18 protein-coding genes and 1 pseudogene are annotated in these 20,682 nt (G+C 67.3%); 7 read left to right on the forward strand and 12 right to left on the reverse strand.

Annotated elements, in window-relative coordinates:
- From GOAMI_RS16675 to GOAMI_RS16690, 5 genes and pseudogenes are all read right to left on the reverse strand, one after another.
- Positions 1-647, reverse strand: a pseudogene (locus tag GOAMI_RS16675) (hypothetical protein); the annotation flags it as partial.
- Between the two features lie 211 nt (positions 648-858).
- Positions 859-1,059 carry a hypothetical protein gene (locus GOAMI_RS23575; protein WP_232513021.1) on the reverse strand — a complete coding sequence of 67 codons (201 nt, stop codon included), beginning with the start codon at positions 1,057-1,059 and terminating at the stop codon, positions 859-861.
- A 204-nt stretch (positions 1,060-1,263) separates the two neighbouring features.
- Positions 1,264-1,656: a DUF8021 domain-containing protein gene (locus GOAMI_RS16680; protein WP_006437735.1), complete on the reverse strand. Its 393-nt coding sequence runs from the start codon at positions 1,654-1,656 to the stop codon at positions 1,264-1,266.
- Entirely contained in the window at positions 1,653-2,549 is an 897-nt protein-coding gene (locus GOAMI_RS16685; RefSeq protein ID WP_006437736.1) for an SDR family oxidoreductase, read from the reverse strand. Before GOAMI_RS16685 ends, GOAMI_RS16680 begins: the two co-directional genes overlap by 4 nt.
- Positions 2,550-2,593: 44 nt before the next feature.
- Positions 2,594-3,382 carry an SDR family oxidoreductase gene (locus tag GOAMI_RS16690; protein WP_006437737.1) on the reverse strand — a complete coding sequence of 263 codons (789 nt, stop codon included), beginning with the start codon at positions 3,380-3,382 and terminating at the stop codon, positions 2,594-2,596.
- Positions 3,383-3,473: 91 nt separating this feature from the next.
- Here GOAMI_RS16690 and echA20 point away from each other — a divergent pair, with 91 nt between their 5' ends.
- Genes echA20 through GOAMI_RS16710 form a run of 4 tightly spaced genes read left to right on the forward strand, consistent with a single transcriptional unit; the run spans position 3,474 to position 7,048 of the window.
- Complete coding sequence (gene echA20, locus GOAMI_RS16695; protein WP_006437738.1) at positions 3,474-4,259, forward strand: (7aS)-7a-methyl-1,5-dioxo-2,3,5,6,7,7a-hexahydro-1H-indene-carboxyl-CoA hydrolase; 786 nt, start codon at positions 3,474-3,476, stop codon at positions 4,257-4,259.
- Between the two features lies 1 nt (position 4,260).
- Positions 4,261-5,154, forward strand: a complete 894-nt coding sequence (locus GOAMI_RS16700) for a CoA transferase subunit A (RefSeq protein ID WP_006437739.1) — start codon at positions 4,261-4,263, stop codon at positions 5,152-5,154.
- Positions 5,151-5,963, forward strand: coding sequence for a CoA-transferase subunit beta (locus GOAMI_RS16705; RefSeq protein ID WP_006437740.1), 813 nt, complete (start codon positions 5,151-5,153; stop codon positions 5,961-5,963). The genes GOAMI_RS16700 and GOAMI_RS16705 overlap by 4 nt, the downstream gene beginning before the upstream one ends.
- Positions 5,960-7,048, forward strand: a complete 1,089-nt coding sequence (locus GOAMI_RS16710) for an NAD(P)H-dependent flavin oxidoreductase (protein WP_006437741.1) — start codon at positions 5,960-5,962, stop codon at positions 7,046-7,048. The genes GOAMI_RS16705 and GOAMI_RS16710 overlap by 4 nt, the downstream gene beginning before the upstream one ends.
- 83 nt (positions 7,049-7,131) lie before the next feature.
- Here the strand turns inward: GOAMI_RS16710 and GOAMI_RS16715 are convergent, their stop codons facing one another.
- From GOAMI_RS16715 to GOAMI_RS16745, 7 genes are all read right to left on the reverse strand, one after another.
- Positions 7,132-8,868, reverse strand: coding sequence for an ABC transporter ATP-binding protein (locus tag GOAMI_RS16715; protein WP_006437742.1), 1,737 nt, complete (start codon positions 8,866-8,868; stop codon positions 7,132-7,134).
- Positions 8,865-10,769 carry an ABC transporter ATP-binding protein gene (locus GOAMI_RS16720; protein WP_006437743.1) on the reverse strand — a complete coding sequence of 635 codons (1,905 nt, stop codon included), beginning with the start codon at positions 10,767-10,769 and terminating at the stop codon, positions 8,865-8,867. Before GOAMI_RS16720 ends, GOAMI_RS16715 begins: the two co-directional genes overlap by 4 nt.
- A gap of 58 nt (positions 10,770-10,827) precedes the next feature.
- On the reverse strand, positions 10,828-11,478 hold the full coding sequence (locus GOAMI_RS16725; RefSeq protein ID WP_006437744.1) for a TetR/AcrR family transcriptional regulator: 651 nt from the start codon (positions 11,476-11,478) through the stop codon (positions 10,828-10,830).
- Positions 11,479-11,581: 103 nt separating this feature from the next.
- A complete protein-coding gene (locus GOAMI_RS16730; protein ID WP_006437745.1) occupies positions 11,582-13,111 on the reverse strand; it encodes an aldehyde dehydrogenase family protein in 1,530 nt (509 codons plus the stop codon).
- 271 nt (positions 13,112-13,382) lie between these two features.
- On the reverse strand, positions 13,383-14,540 hold the full coding sequence (locus GOAMI_RS16735; RefSeq protein WP_006437746.1) for an acetyl-CoA C-acetyltransferase: 1,158 nt from the start codon (positions 14,538-14,540) through the stop codon (positions 13,383-13,385).
- Between the two features lie 43 nt (positions 14,541-14,583).
- The gene (locus GOAMI_RS16740) at positions 14,584-15,417 is read right to left on the reverse strand and encodes an SDR family oxidoreductase (protein WP_006437747.1); all 834 of its coding nucleotides are present in this window, start codon (positions 15,415-15,417) and stop codon (positions 14,584-14,586) included.
- Between the two features lies 1 nt (position 15,418).
- Entirely contained in the window at positions 15,419-16,678 is a 1,260-nt protein-coding gene (locus GOAMI_RS16745; protein WP_006437748.1) for an acyl-CoA dehydrogenase family protein, read from the reverse strand.
- A 42-nt stretch (positions 16,679-16,720) separates the two neighbouring features.
- Here GOAMI_RS16745 and GOAMI_RS16750 point away from each other — a divergent pair, with 42 nt between their 5' ends.
- The 3 genes from GOAMI_RS16750 to GOAMI_RS16760 all read left to right on the forward strand — a co-directional run bounded on the left by GOAMI_RS16750 (position 16,721) and on the right by GOAMI_RS16760 (position 20,599).
- Complete coding sequence (locus tag GOAMI_RS16750; RefSeq protein WP_006437749.1) at positions 16,721-18,304, forward strand: FadD3 family acyl-CoA ligase; 1,584 nt, start codon at positions 16,721-16,723, stop codon at positions 18,302-18,304.
- A 91-nt stretch (positions 18,305-18,395) separates the two neighbouring features.
- Complete coding sequence (locus tag GOAMI_RS16755) at positions 18,396-18,995, forward strand: type IV toxin-antitoxin system AbiEi family antitoxin domain-containing protein (protein ID WP_006437750.1); 600 nt, start codon at positions 18,396-18,398, stop codon at positions 18,993-18,995.
- A 134-nt stretch (positions 18,996-19,129) separates the two neighbouring features.
- Positions 19,130-20,599: a class I adenylate-forming enzyme family protein gene (locus GOAMI_RS16760; RefSeq protein ID WP_006437751.1), complete on the forward strand. Its 1,470-nt coding sequence runs from the start codon at positions 19,130-19,132 to the stop codon at positions 20,597-20,599.
- Positions 20,600-20,682 lie beyond the last annotated feature (83 nt).

The following is a 20,682-nucleotide window of genomic DNA, read 5'->3' on the forward strand; positions in this document are numbered from 1 at the left end:
CAACTGTGGAGGTCCAACGCTGCTGCCATTCGCCAGTCATTGAGGGTGTCGGGCTCCCGTCCATAGACTTTGCGGAAAGCCTCGATCTGATTGGCAACCAAACCGCTGTTGACAACGAGAGATTCCGGGGCCATGGCGTAGAGCTCGCCGACCGCAGCGCTGATCGCGCTACCGGCAGAGGTGACAGCCTGGTCTGCGGCATCTCCCAAGCCCTTCAATCGTCCCTGGATCTCGGCAGCCGTGGTGGCGTCGAACTCCGCGCCGTCGGGCGCCTTCTCCGGAACAAAATTCAGCATGTAGTCACGGCTCGCCGTGTCGAGGACATACCCGAGGTCCGCGGCGGCATCGGTAGCGTTTCTCAGTCCGGTCCTGGCGCTGGCGATGTCGCCTGCGTCGGTATTCAAGGTCTGCGCCAGATCGCCGTACTCATCGGCCATGCTCTGAAGCCAGCACGTGATGGACACGGCACGGTCGTCGGCAGGTCCACGTGCGTCTCCGGTCCACTCGCCGCGCATCAGATTCAGGACCGGGTTCCCGGCTTTCGGGGCTTCAAGGTCGAGGTTCGCCTTGAGTGCAAACAACCCATTCGCGATCGGGGTCAGTGCCTCCGGCTTCCACGACGCGATCTCGTCGTAGCTAGGCGTCATCTCAGCGAGATGCCTTCGCTGTGACGTCCTCAAGGATGGGAGCCGGGACAAGATGATCGGTGAGCGCCCCGACGCGTGTCGGATATCCGATAGAGTCCTCGATCCGCTTGGCACTGTCATCGTCAGCCTCAACGGTGATGTTCCGGCAGTTCATCACCAACGCGGCGAATGAGGAGACGGCGTCTGAGGTGTTCGACAACGCGGTCGCGATCTACTTGTCCGTTTTCGACGCGATACGCGACATATCGTGCGTCGCACCGCGGAACGCATTCACGAGAGAGCTGAAGGACTCTGTGGCGTAGCCGTCTTCCCCGCCTGGACCGAGCGTCAGCTCGCCGATCCGAGATGCACTCTGCTCGATCGCCTGAGCGGCCGAAATCAACGATTCAGGCTTTACGACCAGATCCGACATGTTTCTCCCCCGAGATGGCTACGCAGAACACAGTACTGCGCCTGCCACAATCTGCGCGCAGTCGCCCGGCGAAGTACCTGCTCAACCGATGCTAGGCACATATCGGCGAGCCGTCTCGTCGGCATCCACAGGTCCTCGCACCCACTACCCAACAGGCAACGCATCGCACTCGACGACCCGTCCCGAAAGTAGTAGACGCGTCGGTCACTGCTGGGCGTGCGGGGCCAAGTAAGGACGCGGTAGTCCGAACCGCGCGACGATCGCGCGAATCCGGTTCTCCTCGTCGACGACGAAGGTCTCCGACACCGGAGCACCGAGTCGCAGGGTCCGGGGTCGGACATGCACCACATACCGCGTGGTGACGCTGTGACCGTCGACCGTCGCGGTGAAGTCCGAGACGCGGTGGATCAACCGGAACTGCGGACCCCGCGCGAGGCTTCGTGCGATGTGGGGGCCGTTGCGGCCGGTCCGCAGACCGAATTCCACGCGGGTGCAGTCGGGATGCAGCGACACCGCCGACGGGTCGTGGCTGACCAGGGCGTCGACATATGCGCGGGCCGCCGCGACCCGCTGCTGGTCTCTGTCCGCCGAGGTCACCGCGCGCCGTAGACCGGCATGGGGACCGGCGCCTTCGCCAGGATCTCCTCCACCACCGGACCGAGTTCGGCAACCTCCCAGCGAGACCCCTTGTCCCGCTCGACGCTTCGCTGCCAGCCGTCGGTCACCGAGATCTTGCCGCCCTCGACCTCGAAGACCCGACCGCTCACCGACGCCGACTCGGGCGAGCCGAGCCACACCACGAGCGGTGAGATGTTCGCCGGATCCATCGCGTCGAACGATCCGTCCGCGGGGGCGGCCATCTGCGCGGCCATCTCGTCACCGGCACCCATCGTCATCTGGGTCCGGGCCGCGGGCGCGATCGCGTTGACCGTGACGCCGTAGCCGCCCAGTTCGGCGGCCGCCTGGACGGTGAGCGCCGCGATACCCGCCTTGGCCGCGACATAGTTGCCCTGGCCGATCGAACCGTACAGTCCGGCACCGGAACTCGTGTTGATGATCCGCGCCTGCGGCGTACGACCCGCCTTGGCCTCGGCCCGCCAGTGGGCCGCGGCATGACGCAAGCCGACGAAGTGACCCTTGAGGTGCACGCGAATGACGGCATCCCACTCGTCCTCCGACAGCGACACCAGCATGCGGTCGCGGACGAATCCCGCGTTGTTGACGAGCACGTCGAGCCGGTCGAAGGCGTCGAGGGCGGTGGCGACCATGGCCTCGCCACTCTTCCAGTCGGCCACGTCGCCCACCGAGACGACGGCTTCGCCGCCGGCCGCGACGATCTCGTCCACGACCCCGGCAGCGAGATCCTCCGCATAGTCGTTGACCACGACCTTCGCCCCGTCGGCGGCGAACGCGAGCGCGTGGGCTCGTCCGATGCCCTGTCCGGCACCGGTCACGATGACGACGCGGCCCTCATTCAACTTGCTACTCAAGGTGTTTCCTTTCTGAACTGCGAAGACTGTGCTTGTGCGGTGGGTCAGACGGCGTTGCCGGCGGTCGCGGCGTCGAGGAAGGCCGGCTTCTCGCCCCCGCCGTGCACGGTGAGCGTCGAGCCGCTGATGTATCCCGCCAGCGGTGACAGCAGGAAGGCAACGGCGTTGCCGACGTCGACGGGGGTTGCCATCCGGCCCAGCGGGATGGTGGCGCCCACGGCAGCGACTCCGGCGTCGTCCCCGTAGTGGAGATGCGACTGCTCGGTCTCCACGGGTCCGGCGACGACCGAGTTGACCCTCACCTTCGGGGCCCATTCGACGGCGAGCGAAGTCATCAGGTTGTCGAGGCCCGCCTTGGCGGCTCCATACGCCGACGTCCCGGGCGACGGCCGGTGTCCGCTCACGCTCGACACGTTGACGATCGCCCCACCGTCCGGCTGCGTCTGCATGACCGCGTTCGCCGCCTTCGCCACCGCCAGCGGGGCCAGGAGGTTGAGGTCGACGATCTTGCTCGCGAACCGGACCGATGCGTCGGCGGCCAGCGCGAAGGGCGACCCACCGGCGTTGTTGACCACCCCGTCGATGCGTCCGGCGCGGTCGACGATGTCGTCGATCATCGCCTCGACGGCCGCGGCGTCGCGGACGTCGCACGAGACGAAGTCGATCTCGCGAAGGTCGTCGGCGAGACTGTCCGCACTCCGGCCGCAGATGACCGGCCGGGCACCGAGGGTCGACAACACCCGCGTGATACCCGCACCGACTCCGCGTGCACCACCGGTGACCAGGACAACCTTCCCGACCAGGCCCAGCTCGGCCTGTGACTGCGTCTGCATGGGTGCTACCCTACCAAACAACCAAGCACTTGCTTGGTTCAATGCTTGCGCAGCCCACGAGGTTGCCAACGCAGCCACGAGAGGAGCACGCGTGCCGATCACCACGACACGTACCGAGTCCGGCATCGTGACCATCACGGTCGACTACCCGCCGGTCAACGCGCTGCCATCGGCAGCGTGGTTCGAACTCGCCGACGCCATCACGGCGGCCGGCAACGATCCGGCCACACACGTCGTGGTGTTACGCGCCGAAGGACGAGGCTTCAACGCCGGCGTCGACATCAAGGAGATGCAGGCCACCGAGGGCTTCGACGCCCTGATCGGCGCCAACCGGGGATGCGCGGCCGCCTTCGGCGCGGTCTACGACTGCGCGGTGCCGGTGGTCGTCGCGGTCAACGGCTTCTGCGTGGGCGGCGGAATCGGTCTGGTCGGCAACGCCGATGTCATCGTCGCCTCCGACGACGCGGTCTTCGGGCTTCCCGAGGTCGACCGCGGCGCCCTCGGTGCGGCAACACATCTCGCGCGCCTGGTGCCGCAGCACATGATGCGCACCCTCTACTTCACCGCGAAGAACGTCACCGCCCAGCAACTCGAGCACTTCGGTTCGGTGTACCGGGTCGTCCCCCGCGAGGACCTGCTCGACGCCGCACTCGAGGTCGCCGAGGCCATCGCGGCCAAGGACACCCGGGTGATCCGCGCGGCCAAAGAGGCCATCAACAACATCGATCCGGTGGACGTGAAGGCCAGTTACCGCCTGGAACAGGGCTACACCTTCGAGCTGAACCTGGCCGGCGTCGCCGACGAGCACCGCGACGCCTTCGTCTCGACCGGTAAACCGCTCGCCTCGAACGCTTCTCACAACGGAGGACACGCCTGAGATGCCGACCGACAAGACAAGCACTCTCGACGACGTCGTCGCGGAGCTCCGCGACGGGATGACCATCGGGATCGGCGGCTGGGGTTCGCGCCGCAAGCCGATGGCGCTCGTGCGCGCGATCGCCCGCTCGGACGTCAAGGACCTCACCGTCGTGACCTACGGCGGCCCCGACCTCGGGTTGCTCTGCGCCGCAGGCAAGGTGCGTCGCGCATACTACGGCTTCGTGTCGCTCGACTCCGCCCCGTTCTACGACCCGTGGTTCGCGAAGGCGCGCACCAACGGCGAGATCGAGGTGCGCGAGATGGACGAGGGCATGGTCAAGTGCGGCCTGGAGGCCGCGGCCGCACGGCTGCCGTTCCTCCCGATCCGCGCCGGACTCGGTTCCGACGTCCTGAACTTCTGGGAGGGCGAACTGAAAACCGTCGAATCCCCGTATCCGGACGCCGACGGACGGACCCAGACGCTGGTCGCGATGCCGGCGCTCAAGCTCGACGCCGCTTTCGTCCACCTGGATCTGGCCGACGCCCACGGCAACGCCGCCTACACCGGCGTGGACCCGTACTTCGACGACCTCTACTGCGCGGCCGCCGAGCGCCGCTACCTGGAGACCGATCAGCTCGTCTCGAACGAGGTACTGGTGAAAACCGTTCCGCATCAGCGACTCCTGCTGAACCGGATGAACGTCGACCGCGTGGTGCACGCCCCCAACGGCGCGCACTTCACCTTTGCCGGCGAGTACGGGCGGGACGAGAAGTTCCAGCAGTTCTACGTCGCCAGCGCCAAGGAACCCGACACCTGGGAAGCGTTCTCGCGCCGATTCCTTCAGGTCGACGAGGCGACCTACCAGCGAGAGGTGACCGCATGGCAGGCCGAGCAGGAGGAGAACGCACAGTGAGCACCGCAGAGACACAGGCAACGAATATCCCGCCGGCTGAGCCTTCCTCCCCGCTGGCTGAGCCTGTCGAAGTCACGCGCGCCGAGTACTGCGTCATCTCATGCGCCGGCATCTTCGCCGGTGCCGGCGAGATCATGGCGTCGCCGATGGCGCCCGTCCCCCTGCTGGGCGCTCGCCTGGCACGCCTCACCACCGAACCCGACCTGCTGATCACCGACGGCGAGGCGCTGATCCTCGCCGACACACCGCCGATCGGCAAGACCGGCCCCATCGAGGGCTGGATGCCGTTCCGCAAGGTGTTCGACGTCGTGGCGTCGGGCCGTCGTCATGTGGTCATGGGCGCCAACCAGATCGATCGTCACGGGAACCAGAACCTGTCGGCGTTCGGCCCGCTGCAGCACCCGACGCGGCAGATGTTCGGTGTCCGCGGCGCACCCGGCAACACCATCAACCACCCGACGAGCTACTGGGTGCCGCGTCACACGGCACGCGTCTTCGGGGAGACCGTCGACATCGTGTCCGGCATCGGATACGACAAGGTCGACCCGGACAACCCGGCATACGACGACCTGAACATCCATCGAGTCGTCACCAACCTCGGTGTCTTCGACTTCGGCGGGGCGGGTCACACGATGCGGGCACTGTCGCTGCATCCGGGGGTCACCGCCGACGAGGTCGCGGAGAACACCGGCTTCGAGATCGAGGGTCTCGCCGACGCTCCGGAGACCCGGCAGCCCACCGCCGAGGAACTCGGCCTGATCCGAGACGTCCTCGATCCCAAGGGTGTTCGCAACAAGGAAGTCCGATGAGTCCGGCGCGGGCGGCCGGCCTGTCCACGTCGTTCACCGAGCTGGTCGGGGTCGAGTACCCGATCGTGCAGACGGGAATGGGCTGGGTTTCCGGGCCGTCGCTGACCTCGGCGACGTCGAATGCCGGCGGTCTCGGCATCCTGGCGTCGGCGACGATGACCTTCGCCGAACTCGAGGCCGCGATCGCCAAGACGAAGTCGTTGACCACCAAGCCGTTCGGCGTGAACATGCGCGCCGACGCCACCGACGCCCCGGAACGGATCGATCTGCTGATCCGCGAGGGCGTCAAGGTCGCGTCGTTCGCGCTCGCGCCGAAGCCCGAGCTGATCGCGAAGCTCAAGGACCACGGCATCGTCGTGATCCCGTCGATCGGCGCAGCGAAACACGCGGTGAAGGTCGCCTCCTGGGGCGCCGATGCGGTCATCGTTCAGGGTGGCGAGGGCGGCGGTCACACCGGTCCGGTCGCCACCACCCTGCTGCTGCCGTCCGTCCTGGATGCGCTGTCCGCGAAGAACATCGACATGCCGGTGGTCGCTGCGGGTGGCTTCTTCGACGGTCGCGGACTCGCCGCGGCGCTCGCCTACGGCGCCCAGGGCGTCGCGATGGGAACCCGGTTCCTGCTGACCTCCGACAGCGCGGTCCCCGACTCGGTCAAGCAGGAGTACCTGCAGCGCGGCCTCAACGACACCGTCGTGTCGGTGAAGGTCGACGGCATGCCCCACCGCGTGCTGCGTACCCCGCTCGTCGAGGCACTGGAAAGCGGCAGTCCGGTGCGGGCGCTGTTCGCCGCGGCCCGAAATGCCAACGAGTTCAAACAGATGACCGGCATGCGCTGGACCACCATGCTCAAAGACGGTCGCACGATGAAGAAGTCGGGTGAGCGGACCTGGCAGCAGGTCATCATGGCCGGCAACACCCCGATGCTGCTGAAGGCCGGACTCGTCGAGGGTGACACCCGCGCCGGTGTTCTCGCGTCGGGACAGGTCGTCGGCATGATCGATGACCTGCCGAGCTGCGACGAGCTGATCCAGTCGATCATGCACCAGGCCCACGAACGGCTGAAGACGCTCGGTTCGCTGGGCTGACCCTTCGAGACGCTCGCAAGCTCGCTCCTCAGGGAGCAGATGGGGGACCCCGCCGCTCCTCGCATCTCAGGCAGCAGAGGTTGTCACGACGATGGCGTGAGCGTCCAGCCCGCGGCTGCGGTGCGCTGGTTCCAGAACTCGGTGTAACGGCCACCGCGGCTGAGCAGTTCGTCATGCGTACCGATGTCGTCGACGCCGCCCCGGTCGTCGAGGACGACGATCTGGTCGGCGGCGATCACGGTCGACAACTTGTGCGCGATGACGAGCACGGTGCTGCGGTCGGCGAGGCGACGGATGGATTCGGCGACGTGCGATTCGTTCTCCGGGTCGAGAGCGGAGGTCGCCTCGTCGAAGAGCACGATCGGGGCGTCCTTGAGGAGCGCGCGAGCGATCGAAACACGTTGCCGCTCACCCCCGGAGAGCGCAGATCCGCCTTCGCCGACGACGGTGTCCCACCCGTCGGACAGACGCTCGACGATGGACGTGACACCGGCGGTCTCGGCGGCCGCGCGGATCTCGGCGTCGGAGGCATCGGGGCGGCCGAGTTTGATGTTCTCCCACAGTGTGTCGTCGAACAGATAGACGTCCTGGAAGACCTGCGACAGCTGGCCCATCAGCGCGCCGGTCTCCTGGTCGCGGACGTCGACACCGCCGACCTTCACCGAACCGCCGTCGACATCGTAGAACCGGGCGATCAGACGGAAGATCGTCGACTTGCCCGAGCCCGACGGGCCGACGAGCGCGGTCATCGTGCCGGGCTGCGCGCGCAACGACACATCTCGGAGCACCGGGGTGCCGTTCTCGTAACCGAAAGCGACCTGCGACAGTTCGACCGAACCCGGCTCGGTGATCGGTTGCGGCTGGTCGGGGGCGGGCATCCGGTCGGTGTCGAGGACACCGGTGATGCGGTTGATCTCGTCGGTCGACATGCGCAGCGTCGAACCGAGTTCGGCGAGTTCGCCGATCGGGCCGAAGAAGCGGGCCGCGAGACCGAACACCGCGACGAGCAGGGCCGGTTCGATGTGACCGGACACCGCGAGCCAGGCGCCGAGCGCGAGGACCGCGCTGAACACGACCTGGACCGAGAGCCCGTTGAGCAGGATGCCGAGGATGGAGCGCCAGAGCATCGACTTGCCCACCCGCGCCTGCTGTCCGAGCGCATCGGCCAGCGGTGCGTGTGCGGAGTCGGCCGCGCCGAAGGCACGCAACACGGCCTGGCATCGCGCGTACTCCAGTACACGGTTGTTGACCTTCACGGCCTCGGCCCGCTTGCGGCGCTCGGCCTTCGCCAGGAACCGGCTGGACAGCTTGCCGACGTACATGAGGACCAGCGTCCCGGCGACCATCAGCAGGCCGATCCGCCAGTCGAAGACGCAGATTCCCAACACGACGACCACCGAGCTGACCGTGTTCACGACGACCGGCGTGATGTAGTGCGCGCCGGTGCTGCCCACGAACATCGTTCCCTTGACGGCGATCTGCGAGACGTCGCCGATGCGTTCGCGGGTGAACCAGCCGAGTGGCAGCGTGACCATGTGGTCGCCGAGCCGGTGATGCAGCATGCGCATCGCGTACAGGGCCATCGTCATGCCCTTGAGCGACTGGATGTAAGCGCTCACGGCACAGATCAGCACCAGGACGGCCAACGGCCACAACCACTTCGCCGCGCCGGAGAGGTCGCCGGTCAGCAGGTTCTCGGTGATCGGGACGAGTGTGAGCATCGCGAGGCCCTGGGCGACGCCGTACAGGACGACCCAGCTCAGGAAGACGACCATGCGGGCACGCTCGGAACCCAGAATCGTGTAGAAACCGCGGATCATCGTGCCACCTCGCCACTCTCGACCGCGCCGAGCGCGATCTTCTCGTCCTGCCGGGTGGTGCCGGCCTCGTAGCTCGCCCACATCGACGCGTACAGACCACCGTTGGCGACCAGCTCGTCCTGACGTCCCTGTTCGACGACCCGGCCGCGATCGAGCACGACGATGTTGTCGGCGTGGGTGATCGAGCCCAGCCGGTGCGCGATGACGAGGACCGTCCGGCCGACCATCAGTGCGCCGATGGCCTGCTGGATCTGGGCTTCCGATTCCGGGTCGGCGAAGGCGGTCGCCTCGTCGAGCACCAGGATCGGGGTGTCCGCGAGCAGGGCGCGGGCGATCGAGACCCGTTGCGCCTCACCACCGGAGAAGTGTGCGCCGTCGCCGACGACGGTGTCGTATCCGTCGGGCAGTTCCAGGATGCGCTCGTGGATCCGGGCCGCACGCGCGGCGTCGTGGACCTGCTCCTCGGAGGCGCCGGGCCGGCCGAGACGGATGTTGTCCCGCACCGACATCGTCAGCAGCTGCACGTCCTGCAGCACGAATCCGACGTGTCGATAGAGCTCGGTCGGGGCGATGTCGCGGACGTCGACCCCGCCGATGCGCACCGACCCGGAATCGGGATCGCCGAATCGCGGCAACAGTGTCGCCAGGGTCGACTTACCGCTTCCCGACGGTCCGACCAGCGCGGTCACGGTGCCCTCGGCGAGTTCGACGCTGACGCCGTCGAGTGCCTTGACCCCGGCGGGCACACCCAGTCGCGGCGGATAGGTGAAGTGCACGTTCTCGATTCGCACGTCGTGTCCGGCGGGGACCTGCGGGTTCTCGGGGACCGTCAGCTCGGGTTCGGCGAGCAGATCCGCGATGCGCAGCGCCGCGGCCGACGCCTGTTGGCGGGTGTGGACCGCGGTGGACACCGTCAGGAGCGCCGTCGGCAGCACCATCGCGATCAGCGTCGAACCGACGAGTTCGATCGGCGACACCCAGCCCTGGTCGACGAACCAGTAGCCGACGCCGAGGTTGACCAGCAGGATCAGCGGGGCGGAGATCAGGACCGTGGTGATGGCCTGGACGCGGAGCATCGGGCCCATGTACCCGGCGAAGTCGTCGTTGAACTCGTCGGCGGCATCGATGAAGCGGCGGTGGGCTTTTCCGGTCTGCCCGAACGTCTTGACCACGGCGACACCGGCGATGAACTCGACGATGGTCGCGCTGATGCGGGCGACACCTTTGTCCATCTTCTCCATCTCGGCGGTCAGGTCACGCGCCATGTAGGAGTAGGTCAGGGCGTACAGCGGCACGGTGGCGATGGCCAGCAGACCGAGGCGCCAGTCGAGGACGAAGCAGTAGATCAGCGCGAAGATCGGCGACAGCACCGCGGCAGTCGCCTCCACCTGCGCGTGGGCGACCAGATAGTGCAGGTCGGCGACGTCGTTCTGCACCGACTTGCGCACCGCACCCGAACTGGTACGACTGAACCAGCCGAGCGGGAGCCGACCGAGCTTGTCGGCGATGCGGATTCGGAGTTGTGCCTGGAGGTCGAGGTCGGCGAAGTGGGTGATCGCCAGCGCCAGGAAGGCGAACAGGGCGCGCGCCGCGAGACCGCCCACGACGAGCCACACCACCAGCCAGACCCGGCCGGTGTCGGTCGGGCCCGGTGCCAGAAGTGTGCGCCCGAGCTCGACGATGCCGATGAACGGCACCACGGTCGCGGCCGAGGCGAAGATCTGGACGAATTGCGCGAGAACGGTCCGCGTCTTCACCGGTGCCAGCACGTCGGCGAGAGCCGCCGACTTGGCCTTGGCCTCCGCCCGAGCCCTGTTCCGGGCAGCCTTCGGGTCGTCGGGCGTCTCCTCCGGGACCCGGGTCGGTGCAGGTGCGGCCACTTCGGTTCCGCCAGTTGTCATAGGCGCACCTTAGCGGCCGCCGACGAGTTAAGGAAAGGTACCCTAACTCTCGCCGCTCTCAGCGGGGCAGGATGCCGTCGAGGACGATCGACAGGTATTGATCGGCGATCGACTCCACCGTCATCGGGCCGCCCGGCCGGTACCAGCGCACGGCCACCCACACGGTGTCGCGCATGAAGCGGTACACCAGTTCGACATCGAGATCCGGACGGAATTCACCGTCGTCGACGCCCCGCTGCAGCACCGCATGCCACAGTTGGCGGAACTCGACGTTCAGCTCCGAGATGTAGCCGAACCGCTCCTGCCCCGACAGCCGCTTGGCCTCGTCCTGGTAGATCGCGACCGCATTGCGTTCGGCGTCGATCGACTCGAAGGAGGCCACGACGAGCCCGCGGAGCGTCTCGGTCGCCGAGAGTCCCGCCGAGGCGATCTGGCGGTACCGGGCGAACAGGTCGTCGAGGAACCGGCGCAGGATCTCGTCGACCATCGACTCCTTGGAGTCGAAATGATGGTAGAGACTGCCCGACAGGATTCCCGCGGCATCGGCGATGTCGCGCACCGTCGTCGAACGCAGGCCGTTCTCGGCGAACATCCGCCCGGCGGTGGCGAGCAACTCGTCACGGCGCGACGAACGGACGACGGTATCGGCGCCGGCTTTTGCGTCGGTCCCGCCTTTGTCATCGGTCTTGGTCTGACCACGTGGTGACACGCATCCTCCTGGAGTCTGCCCATCACCCTAGCAAGCGCTTGGCCGGGTACGTTATCCGACGAACCCGGCCAAGCGTCCTACGCGCAGATCATGCGCACCCGTGTCAGGCGCCGAGGCGCTTGCGCACCTTTTTCATGGCGCGAGTGTTGAAGAACTTGAACAGCTTGAGCTGCTGATCGGTCATCTTCGTGTCCTTGGCCACGAACGGCGGCGACATCATCTCGGCCACCGTCAGCGGCAGCGTCGAGAACGCGACCGCGCGGGCGTGGCTGAAGGTCTCGAAGCCGGTCCGGCCGTGGTAGCCGCCCATGCCGGAGCGACCGACGCCACCGAACGGCAGCTCGCCGCTGAACAGGTGGATGGCGAAATCGTTGCCGTTGATCGAGCCGCTGCGGGTGTTGTCGGCCAGCTTCTCGAAGCGGTCGTTGCGATCGCCGCACCAGTACATGGTCAGCGGGTGCGGATGCGACGAGATGTGGCTGATGACCTCGGACAGCTCGCGGTACGGGTAGACGGTCAGTACCGGACCGAAGACCTCGTCCTCCTCGATCTTCATGCCGGCCTTGACGCCGGTCAGGAGCGTCGGCGGGATCTTGCGACGCTCGGCGTTCGGCAGCGGCTCACCGCCGGGGATGACCTGGCGCTTGGTGGCGCCGAGCGCGACGGCGTCGTCGATGAGGCCCACGATGCGGTCGAAGTTCTTCTGGTTGATCGTCGCGGTGTACTGGTCGTTGTCGTAGATCGTCGGGAAGTGCTCGGTCCAGCGCGCGACCACCTTGTCGGTGAACTCGCCGAGCTTGGCCTCCGGGACGAAGACGTAGTCGGGGCACAGGCACACCTGGCCGCCGTTGACCAGGCGGGCGTCGGCGAGCATGTTGGCGGCCTTGTCGATGTCGGCGTCGAGGTCGACGACGGCCGGGTTCTTGCCGCCCAGCTCCAGGGTGACCGGGATCAGGTTCTTGGCGGCCTCCTGGGCCACCGAGGCGCCGACCTCGGGCGAGCCGGTGAAGAACATGTGATCGACCTTGAGCTTCGCGAAGTCCGAGCCCGACCCGTGCTTCGAGGTGACGATGGCCAGCTCTTCGATGGAGAAGTAGTCGGGTGCGTACTTGGCGAGAACGTCCGTGGTCTTCGCGGTGATCGACGACGGGCGCATCAGTACGCGGTTACCCGCGGCGAACGCCGAGCCGGCCGGAACGATCGTCAGCTGCAGCGGGAAGTTCCAGGGGCCCATGATGCCGACGACGCCGAGCGGGTCGTGGCGCACGCTCTGCTTGTAGCCCAGGAGCCCCTGGACCTTGGCGTACTTGGTCTCACCCATCCACTCCTTGACGCCACGACGCTGGTGCGTGAGGTCGATCATGCAGCCCGCGACGTCGGCGGCCAGCGACAGCTCGCGCGGACGTGAGCCGTAGTCCTCGGTCAGCGCGGCAGCGATCTCGTCGGAGTGGTCGAGCAGCAGCGCGACCAGTCGGGTGATGCGGTCGATGCGGGTGTCGGCGTCGGGGATGCCGTCACGCAGAAACGCGGCTCGCTGGATCTCGACCAACTCGGTCAGTGTGTGCTCTTCCGAGGAGACGCCACGCTTCGCGGTCGTCGCCCCGGTGCTGGTGTGCTCAGCAGGCTTGGTCATCGAGATCCCCTCAGGTAGTTCGTGCTGCAGGTCGGACGTGCGGCGTTTGGAACAAAAGAGTCCGCTTGTCCCACACCATAGTATGCGCCAGACCACACCAGGATGTGGGTACGTCCGTTGTCAGAATGGTACGACCGGCACGCCGCAAGGTCGAGACCTCGCCCGGGGGATCTTCGGGGAGGTCTCGACCTTGCGGGTGGTCAGCTCAGGCGCTCGATGATCGTGACGTTGGCGGTCCCGCCGCCCTCACACCCGCGGCTGACCGCCCTCCTCAGCTGAGCCTTTCGATGATCGTGACGTTGGCGGTCCCGCCGCCCTCACACATCGTCTGGAGGCCGTAGCGGCCGCCGGTGCGTTCGAGTTCGTTGAGGAGGGTGGCGAACAGCTTGGCGCCGGTGGCACCGAGCGGGTGTCCGAGTGCGATGGCACCGCCGTTGGGGTTGACCTTGGCGGGGTCGGCGCCGGTCTCCTTCAGCCAGGCGAGCACGACCGGCGCGAAGGCCTCGTTGATCTCGACGACGTCGATGTCGTCGATGGACAGGCCGGCCTTGCCGAGTGCGTACTTGGTGGCGGGGATGGGCGCGGACAGCATCATCACCGGGTCGTCGCCGCGGACGGACATGTGGTGGATGCGGGCGCGCGGGGTGAGGTTGTGCTCTTTGAGCGCGCGTTCGGAGACGACGAGGGTGGCCGACGAGCCGTCGCAGATCTGCGAGGCGACGGCCGCGGTGAGGCGCGACCCTTCGGCGAGCGGCTGCAGTCCGGCCATCTTCTCCAGCGAGGTCTCACGCGGGCACTCGTCGACGACGCAGTCGCCGAGCGGGACGTTCTCGTTGTCGAAACGGCCGGCGGCGATGGCCGCGCGGGCGCGCTCGTGGGACTGCAGGGCCCAGTGCTCCATGTCCTCGCGGCTGATGTCCCATTTCTCGGCCATCATGCCCGCGCCGACGAACTGCGAGATCTCGGTGTCGCCGAAGCGCTCCCGCCAGCCCGCGGATTCTGCGGTGGGCGTGGTGAATCCGAACTCCTGGCCGGCGATCATGGCCTGCGAGATCGGGATCGCGCTCATGTTCTGTACGCCGCCGGCGACGACGACGTCCTGGGTGCCGCTCATGACGCCCTGCGCGGCGAAGTGGATGGCCTGCTGGCTCGATCCACATTGCCGGTCGACGGTCGTGCCGGGGATGTCGAGCGGCAGACCCGCGGCCAGCCATGCGGTGCGTGCGATGTTGCCGGCCTGGGGGCCGATGGCGTCGACGCAGCCGAACACGACGTCGTCGACGACGTCGGGGTCGATGCCGGTCCGCTCGACGAGTGCGGAGATGATGTGCGCGCCGAGATCGGCGGGGTGGACCATGGCGAGCGAGCCGTTGCGTTTGCCGACGGGGGTGCGGATGGCGTCGACGATGTAGGCCTGCGGCGTGGTCATGGGCGGTACTCCTTTGGGTGGGCGGTGCTGGAGGGCAACCGGTTCAGGCTCGCTGGCTGGAGATCGAGATGACCTCGCCGGTGAGGTATGTGGTGTAGTCGCTGGCGAGCATGGCGACGGTCGCGGCGACCTCCCATACCTCCGCGGCACGGCCGTAGGCCTCCTTCGAGGCCAGCTCGTCGAGAAGGTCGTCGCTGGTGACCTTCGCGAGGAACGGGTGCTTGGCGATCGACGGCGCGATCGCATTGATCCGCACCCCCACGTCGGCGGCTTCGAGTGCCGAGCACCGGGTCAACGCCATGACGCCGGCCTTCGCCGCGGCGTAGTGCGCCTGTCCGCGCTGGGCGCGCCAGCCGAGGACCGAGGCGTTGTTGACGATGACGCCGTTGTGTTCGACCGATCCGAAGTAACGGAGCGCGGCTCGGGTGGCGCGGAAGGTGCCGGTGAGCGTGATGTCGAGGACACGGTCCCACTCTTCGTCGGTCATGTCGGCGACCGGCGTCTCCCCGCCGAGTCCGGCGTTGTTGACCAGTACGTCGATGCGTCCGAGTTCGGTTGCGGCGTCGGCGATCAGGGCGTCGACCTCGGCGGTGACCTGGACGTTGCAGGTGCGCTGGGCGACAGTCCGTTCGGGGAATTCGACCGCGAGCTTCTCGGCGGCCTCACCGAGGCGGCGTTCGTGCCAGTCGCTGACGAGGACGTCCGCACCTTCGAGGAGTGCCCGACGGGCCGATGCGAACCCGATTCCGGTACCGGCAGCTGCGGTGATCACGACCTTCTTACCGAGCAGCAGATCGTGACCGGGGGTCTCGGCGGGCGGGACGGCCAGCGGCGAGATCGCCCGTGCACCGTGCTCCGTCACATCAGTCTGGGTCATGTCAGCGTGCCTCTCGGGGAAGACCGAGCACACGCTCGGCGATGATGTTGCGCTGCACCTCGTTCGAGCCGCCGTAGATGGTGTCGGCGCGGGTGAAGAGGTAGAGCCGTTGCCATTCGTCGAGTTCGACGTGTTCGGGATCGGCGATGTCGTTGGGCTGTCCTTCCGCGGTCGCGTCGGGACCGATCAGTGCCGGCGCCCCGACGACATCCATCGCGAGTTCGCCGAGATCGCGATGCCAGTTGGCCCACAACAGCTTCGACACCGACGCGGCACCGGCCTGACTGGTCACGTCGCCGTCGAGGGTCCGTTGGGCGTGTGCCCGCATGACTTTGAGCCCGATGTCGGCGCGCGCGAGCCGGGAGGAGAGTTCGGGGTCGTCGACCGCACCGTTCGTGCGCGCGACCTCGGTCAGGTTCTCCAGCTCACGTGCGAACCCGACCTGCTGGCCCAGCGTGGACACACCTCGCTCGAACTGCAGCAGACCCATGGCGACCTTCCAGCCGTCACCGGGTTCGCCGACGATCAGGTCCGCGTCGGTCACCGCGTCGTCGAAAAAGACCTCGTTGAATTCCGATGTGCCGGTGAGTTGTTGGATCGGACGCACGGTGACGCCGGGCTGGTCGAGCGGGACCAGGAGGAAGCTCAGACCGGCATGTCGTGTCGACCCCTTCTCCGTCCGCGCTATCACGAACACCCATTGCGCGACATGCGCCAGCGAGGTCCAGATCTTCTGGCCGTTGATGATCCACTTACCGTCCTCGACACGGGCATTCGTCGAGACCCCGGCGAGGTCGGAGCCTGCACCGGGTTCGGAGTAACCCTGCGACCACAGCTCGGTGACGTCGACGATGCCCGGCAGGAAGCGCTTCTTCTGCTCCTCCGTGCCGTACGCGATGAGCGTCGGACCGAGCAACTCCTCGCCCAGATGATTCACCCGGGCGGGCGCGTTGGCGCGGGCGTACTCGCGGTGGAAGATGATCCGCTGCTCCAGCGTCGCCCCGCGACCGCCGTGTTCGGGAGGCCAACCGATGCAGGTCCACCCGCCGGCAGCCAGGTGACGGTCCCATTCGAGGCGTTCGGCGAAGAACTCGTGCTCGCTGCCGGGTCCGCCGCGCCCCTTGAGGCCGTCGAACGTCCCGGTGAGGTTGTCCTCCAGCCAGGTGCGCACCGCCTTGGCGAACACCTCGGCGGAGTTCGGCGTGGCCTTGGCCCATTCGCCCAGGTCGACGGCACGATCGGCCAGATTGATCGAGGTCATGCGAGCTAGCATAACGCACCAAGCAAGTGCTAGGTTGGGGCCATGGCGCAGACGTCCCAGCTCGGGAAACTCTCCGCGATCACGACTCCGGCCGCGCTGGCACACGCCGCACACAGCTGGCCCGACCGTATCGCCCTCATCGACGACCAGTGGCACCTTTCGCCACAACCGCACGTCGAACTGACCTGGTCACAGCTGCGCGATGCGGCGCGCGACTTCGCGGCGGCGCTCGTGGCGTCGGGCATCGAGGCCGGCGATCGCGTGGCCCTCTGGTCACCGAACAGCTTCCACTGGCCGATCGCCGCACTCGGCATCCACTGCGCCGGAGCGACACTCGTGCCGTTGAACACGCGCTACACCGCGAATGAGGCGATCGAGATCATCGAACGTTCCGGCGCGAAGGGCGTCGTCGTGTCGGGACCGTTCCTCGCCGCCGACCACTGCGCGGAACTGCTCGACAAGCACCGTGACGCGATGCCGAATCTGGTGGTGCGGGTGCCGTTCTCGGCGGGCGAAGCCGTACCCGACGGTGCCGTGGACTGGGACGACTTCCTGTCCCGGGCGACCCCGGATGCACGCGACGAGGCGGACCGTCGTGCGGCGGCCGTCTCCGAAGACGACATCTGCGACATCCTCTTCACCTCCGGCACCACCGGGAAGTCCAAGGGCGTGTTGGCAACTCACCGTCAGACGATGACCGGGTCGCACGGGTGGGGTGCCAACGCGGCCCTCTCCCCCGACGACCGTTATCTCATGGCCAACCCGTACTTCCACACGTTCGGATACAAGGCCGGCATCCTGCCGTGCGTGCTGTTCGGCGTAACGATGGTGCCCCTGGCCGTGTACTCGCCGGAGAAGTCGATGCAGATGGTGGCCGAACACCGCATCACCGTCTTCCCCGGTGCACCGACCATCTTCCAGACGATCCTCGACGACCCGAAACGTTCCGACCACGACCTGTCGTCCCTGCGCATCGTCATCACCGGCGCGGCGATCGTGCCGGTGGTGCTCGTCGAACGTCTGCAGCACGACATCGGCGTCGACACAGTCATCACCGCCTACGGGCTGACCGAGGCCAGAGGATTCGTGTCCACGTGCACCCCCGACGACGACGACGAAACCGTCGCCAACACCTGCGGTCGAGCCTTCCCGGGCATGGAGATCACACTGTCCGACGCCGGCGAGGTCCTCGCGCGCGGCGAGATGGTGATGGTCGGATACCTCGATGACCCCGAGGCGACCGCCGAGACGATCGACGCCGACGGCTGGCTGCACACCGGCGACATCGGGACCATCGATGCCCGCGGCAACCTCAAGATCACCGACCGCCTCAAGGACATGTACATCTCCGGCGGCTTCAACGTCTACCCCGCCGAGATCGAGCAGACACTCGCGCGCCTCGACGGGGTCACCGAATCGGCCGTCATCGGCGTCCCCGACGACCGGCTCGGCGAGGTGGGCCGCGCATACCTCACCGTTCGCGAGGACGCCGACCTCGACGAGGCGAAGGTCATCGACTACGCCAAAGAGCATCTGGCGAATTTCAAGGTTCCGCGGTCGGTGGTCTTCGTCGACCAGTTCCCACGCAACGCTTCGGGCAAGATCCTCAAGCGCAACCTCACCTAGCCGACTCATAGCTCGAAGCCGCGCTGAGCGCGGCTTCGAGCTATGAGTTTCGGGAGGGGAACCGGGCGCTGGGCTGTCGCGTCGAAGATGCGTGCCCGACTTCACCAGGTTCCGCGAACTGGTCGCCGCTCGCGACGGCGTGTTCACCAGCGCCGACGTCAGTGCCTGTGCCATCAGCCCCGACGCGGCGTTCCGGAGGGTGAGATCAGGCGAATGGATTCGGGTCTCCCGCGGTGTCTTCCATGTCGGCGATCGCCGACTCGACGACCGGATGCGCGCACGGATCGCAGTGCTGTGCACCTCACCGCGGGCCGCACTCTGCTCCGAAACCGCCTACTGGTGGCACGGCTTCACGACCAAAGCGCCGAAGCAGATCCACGTGGTCACACCTCAGGGACGCCACGGACGCCCCGTCGACGGCGTCCGCATCTGGCATCGAACAGTCGCGCCGCCCGACCTCACCGAGGTCGACGACCTGCGCGTGACAGAGAAAGCCCTCACCGTCCTCGATGCCGCCGTCGACGGCGGTTCCCGGCTACTGGACTCCGCACTGCTTCGTAAGTACACGACGGTGGCCGACGTCGTCGACGCGCAGACCCGCAACAGCGGACGACGAGGCTCGCGAAGATCTCGCGAGATGGTCGCGGCGATCGCCGACGGGTCACGTTCGGAGCGCGGCCTCGAGCTATAAGACGGCCGGGGGCGGGTTTGTGCATTTTGGCCAACACCCCGTCGGAACTTCGTTGCGAGAGGACGTGGGATAGATCACAGCGGGCGGCTTAGTGTCGGTCATCACACACCGACCGACCCTCCGAAAGGGCATCGATGCCTGACCTCGCGTACCTCCCCTGGCACCTCGCCGAGCAGCACGGTTCTGCGCCCGCACTCGCCGACGAACGCACCGAGCTCTCTTTCACCGAGTTCGACGCCCGATCCGCCGCGCTGGCCGCCCAACTCCGTGCACTCGGACTCGGCCGCGGTGACGTGCTGGCGATCAAGCTCCCCAACCGGGTCGAGCTGGTCGTGGCGATCGCCGCCGCGTGGCGCCTGGGCGCCGCCGCCACGCCGATCAACCCGGCATTCACCGACACCGAAGCCGACCATCAGGTCAGCGACTCCGGTGCTCGGCTGATCATCAGTGTCGACGGTTCGTCCCCCACCTCGGGCGTCGCCGGCCTGGCGGTCGACGAACTGGCCACCGAACTCCCCGACGAACAGGGTCCACTCGCGCCCGCACCGGTCGCCGGCGCCGACACCGCGCTGCTGATCTACACCAGCGGCTCCACCGGACGTCCCAAGGGCGTGCAGGTCACCCATGCCAACGTCGACGCGATGAGCGCGACGATGGCCGAGCACTTCAGCCTGACCGCCGACGACCATTGCATGCTGATCCTGCCGCTGTTCCACGCGAACGCACTCATGGTGTCCACCTTCGCCCCATTGCGCGCCGGTGCCCGTCTCACGATCCGCACCGGGTTCTCGGCGTCGCGCTTCTTCGACGACGTGGAAACCCTTCGGCCCACCTATTTCTCGGCCGTGCCGACGATCTTCGCGGTGCTGACCGCGATGCCCCCCGAGGTGCGACCCGACACCTCGTCGCTCCGCTTCGCGATCTGCGGCGCTGCACCGGTCAGCCGAGAACTGCTCGACGCATGCCAGACCCGCTACGGTCTGCGCCTCGTCGAGGGCTACGGCCTGACCGAGGGCACCTGCGCGTCGGCCTGCAACCCGGTGGACGGAGTGCGCAAACTCGGCACCGTCGGGCCGGCCCTTCCTAGACAACGGATCCGGATCGTCGACGCCGACGGACACGACGTCCCCACCGGCGAGACCGGCGAGGTCATCATCTCGGGACCGACCGTGATGGCGGGCTACCTGAACAATCCCGAGGCCACCGCCGAAACCATCCGTGACGGCTGGCTGCACACCGGCGACATCGGGCGCCTCGACGCCGACGGCTACCTACAGATCGTCGACCGCATCAAGGACATGATCATCCGTGGCGGAGAGAACCTGTACCCCAAGGAGATCGAGTCCACCATCGCGCAACTGCCGGGTGTGCTCGAGTCCGCGGTGGTCGGTCGCCCGCACGAGGTGCTGGGAGAGGAACCCGTCGCCTACGTGGTGCGGTACCCGGACTCGCAACTCACCGCCGACGACGTCCTCGCGCACTGCGCCGGTCACCTCACCCGGGTGAAGGTGCCTGCCGAGGTCACCATCCTCGACGAGCTGCCGAAGAATCCGGTCGGCAAGATCGACAAGCCCTCGCTGCGCCGCGGCCTCGCGGTGACCTGACCGACCGAGCCCCCAACGCACCCCGGCACCGCACCACGCCGGCGTGCCGGTAGGTCCTGCCCACCGCGAGGTCCCCCCCCCCC

The organism is Gordonia amicalis NBRC 100051 = JCM 11271 (assembly GCF_000332995.1).
In the GTDB taxonomy this organism is placed as follows: Bacteria; Actinomycetota; Actinomycetes; order Mycobacteriales; family Mycobacteriaceae; genus Gordonia; species Gordonia amicalis.

Bases quoted from the DNA above. Each gene is read 5' to 3' on its own strand.
- GOAMI_RS23575 (WP_232513021.1), bottom strand. From the start codon at position 1,059: ATGTCGGATCTGGTCGTAAAGCCTGAATCGTTGATTTCGGCCGCTCAG.
- GOAMI_RS16690 (WP_006437737.1), bottom strand. From the start codon at position 3,382: ATGCAGACGCAGTCACAGGCCGAGCTGGGCCTGGTCGGGAAGGTTGTC.
- GOAMI_RS16700 (WP_006437739.1), top strand. From the start codon at position 4,261: ATGCCGACCGACAAGACAAGCACTCTCGACGACGTCGTCGCGGAGCTC.
- GOAMI_RS16710 (WP_006437741.1), top strand. From the start codon at position 5,960: ATGAGTCCGGCGCGGGCGGCCGGCCTGTCCACGTCGTTCACCGAGCTG.
- GOAMI_RS16715 (WP_006437742.1), bottom strand. From the start codon at position 8,868: ATGATCCGCGGTTTCTACACGATTCTGGGTTCCGAGCGTGCCCGCATG.
- GOAMI_RS16720 (WP_006437743.1), bottom strand. From the start codon at position 10,769: ATGACAACTGGCGGAACCGAAGTGGCCGCACCTGCACCGACCCGGGTC.
- GOAMI_RS16730 (WP_006437745.1), bottom strand. From the start codon at position 13,111: ATGACCAAGCCTGCTGAGCACACCAGCACCGGGGCGACGACCGCGAAG.
- GOAMI_RS16735 (WP_006437746.1), bottom strand. From the start codon at position 14,540: ATGACCACGCCGCAGGCCTACATCGTCGACGCCATCCGCACCCCCGTC.
- GOAMI_RS16740 (WP_006437747.1), bottom strand. From the start codon at position 15,417: ATGACCCAGACTGATGTGACGGAGCACGGTGCACGGGCGATCTCGCCG.
- GOAMI_RS16745 (WP_006437748.1), bottom strand. From the start codon at position 16,678: ATGACCTCGATCAATCTGGCCGATCGTGCCGTCGACCTGGGCGAATGG.
- GOAMI_RS16750 (WP_006437749.1), top strand. From the start codon at position 16,721: ATGGCGCAGACGTCCCAGCTCGGGAAACTCTCCGCGATCACGACTCCG.
- GOAMI_RS16760 (WP_006437751.1), top strand. From the start codon at position 19,130: ATGCCTGACCTCGCGTACCTCCCCTGGCACCTCGCCGAGCAGCACGGT.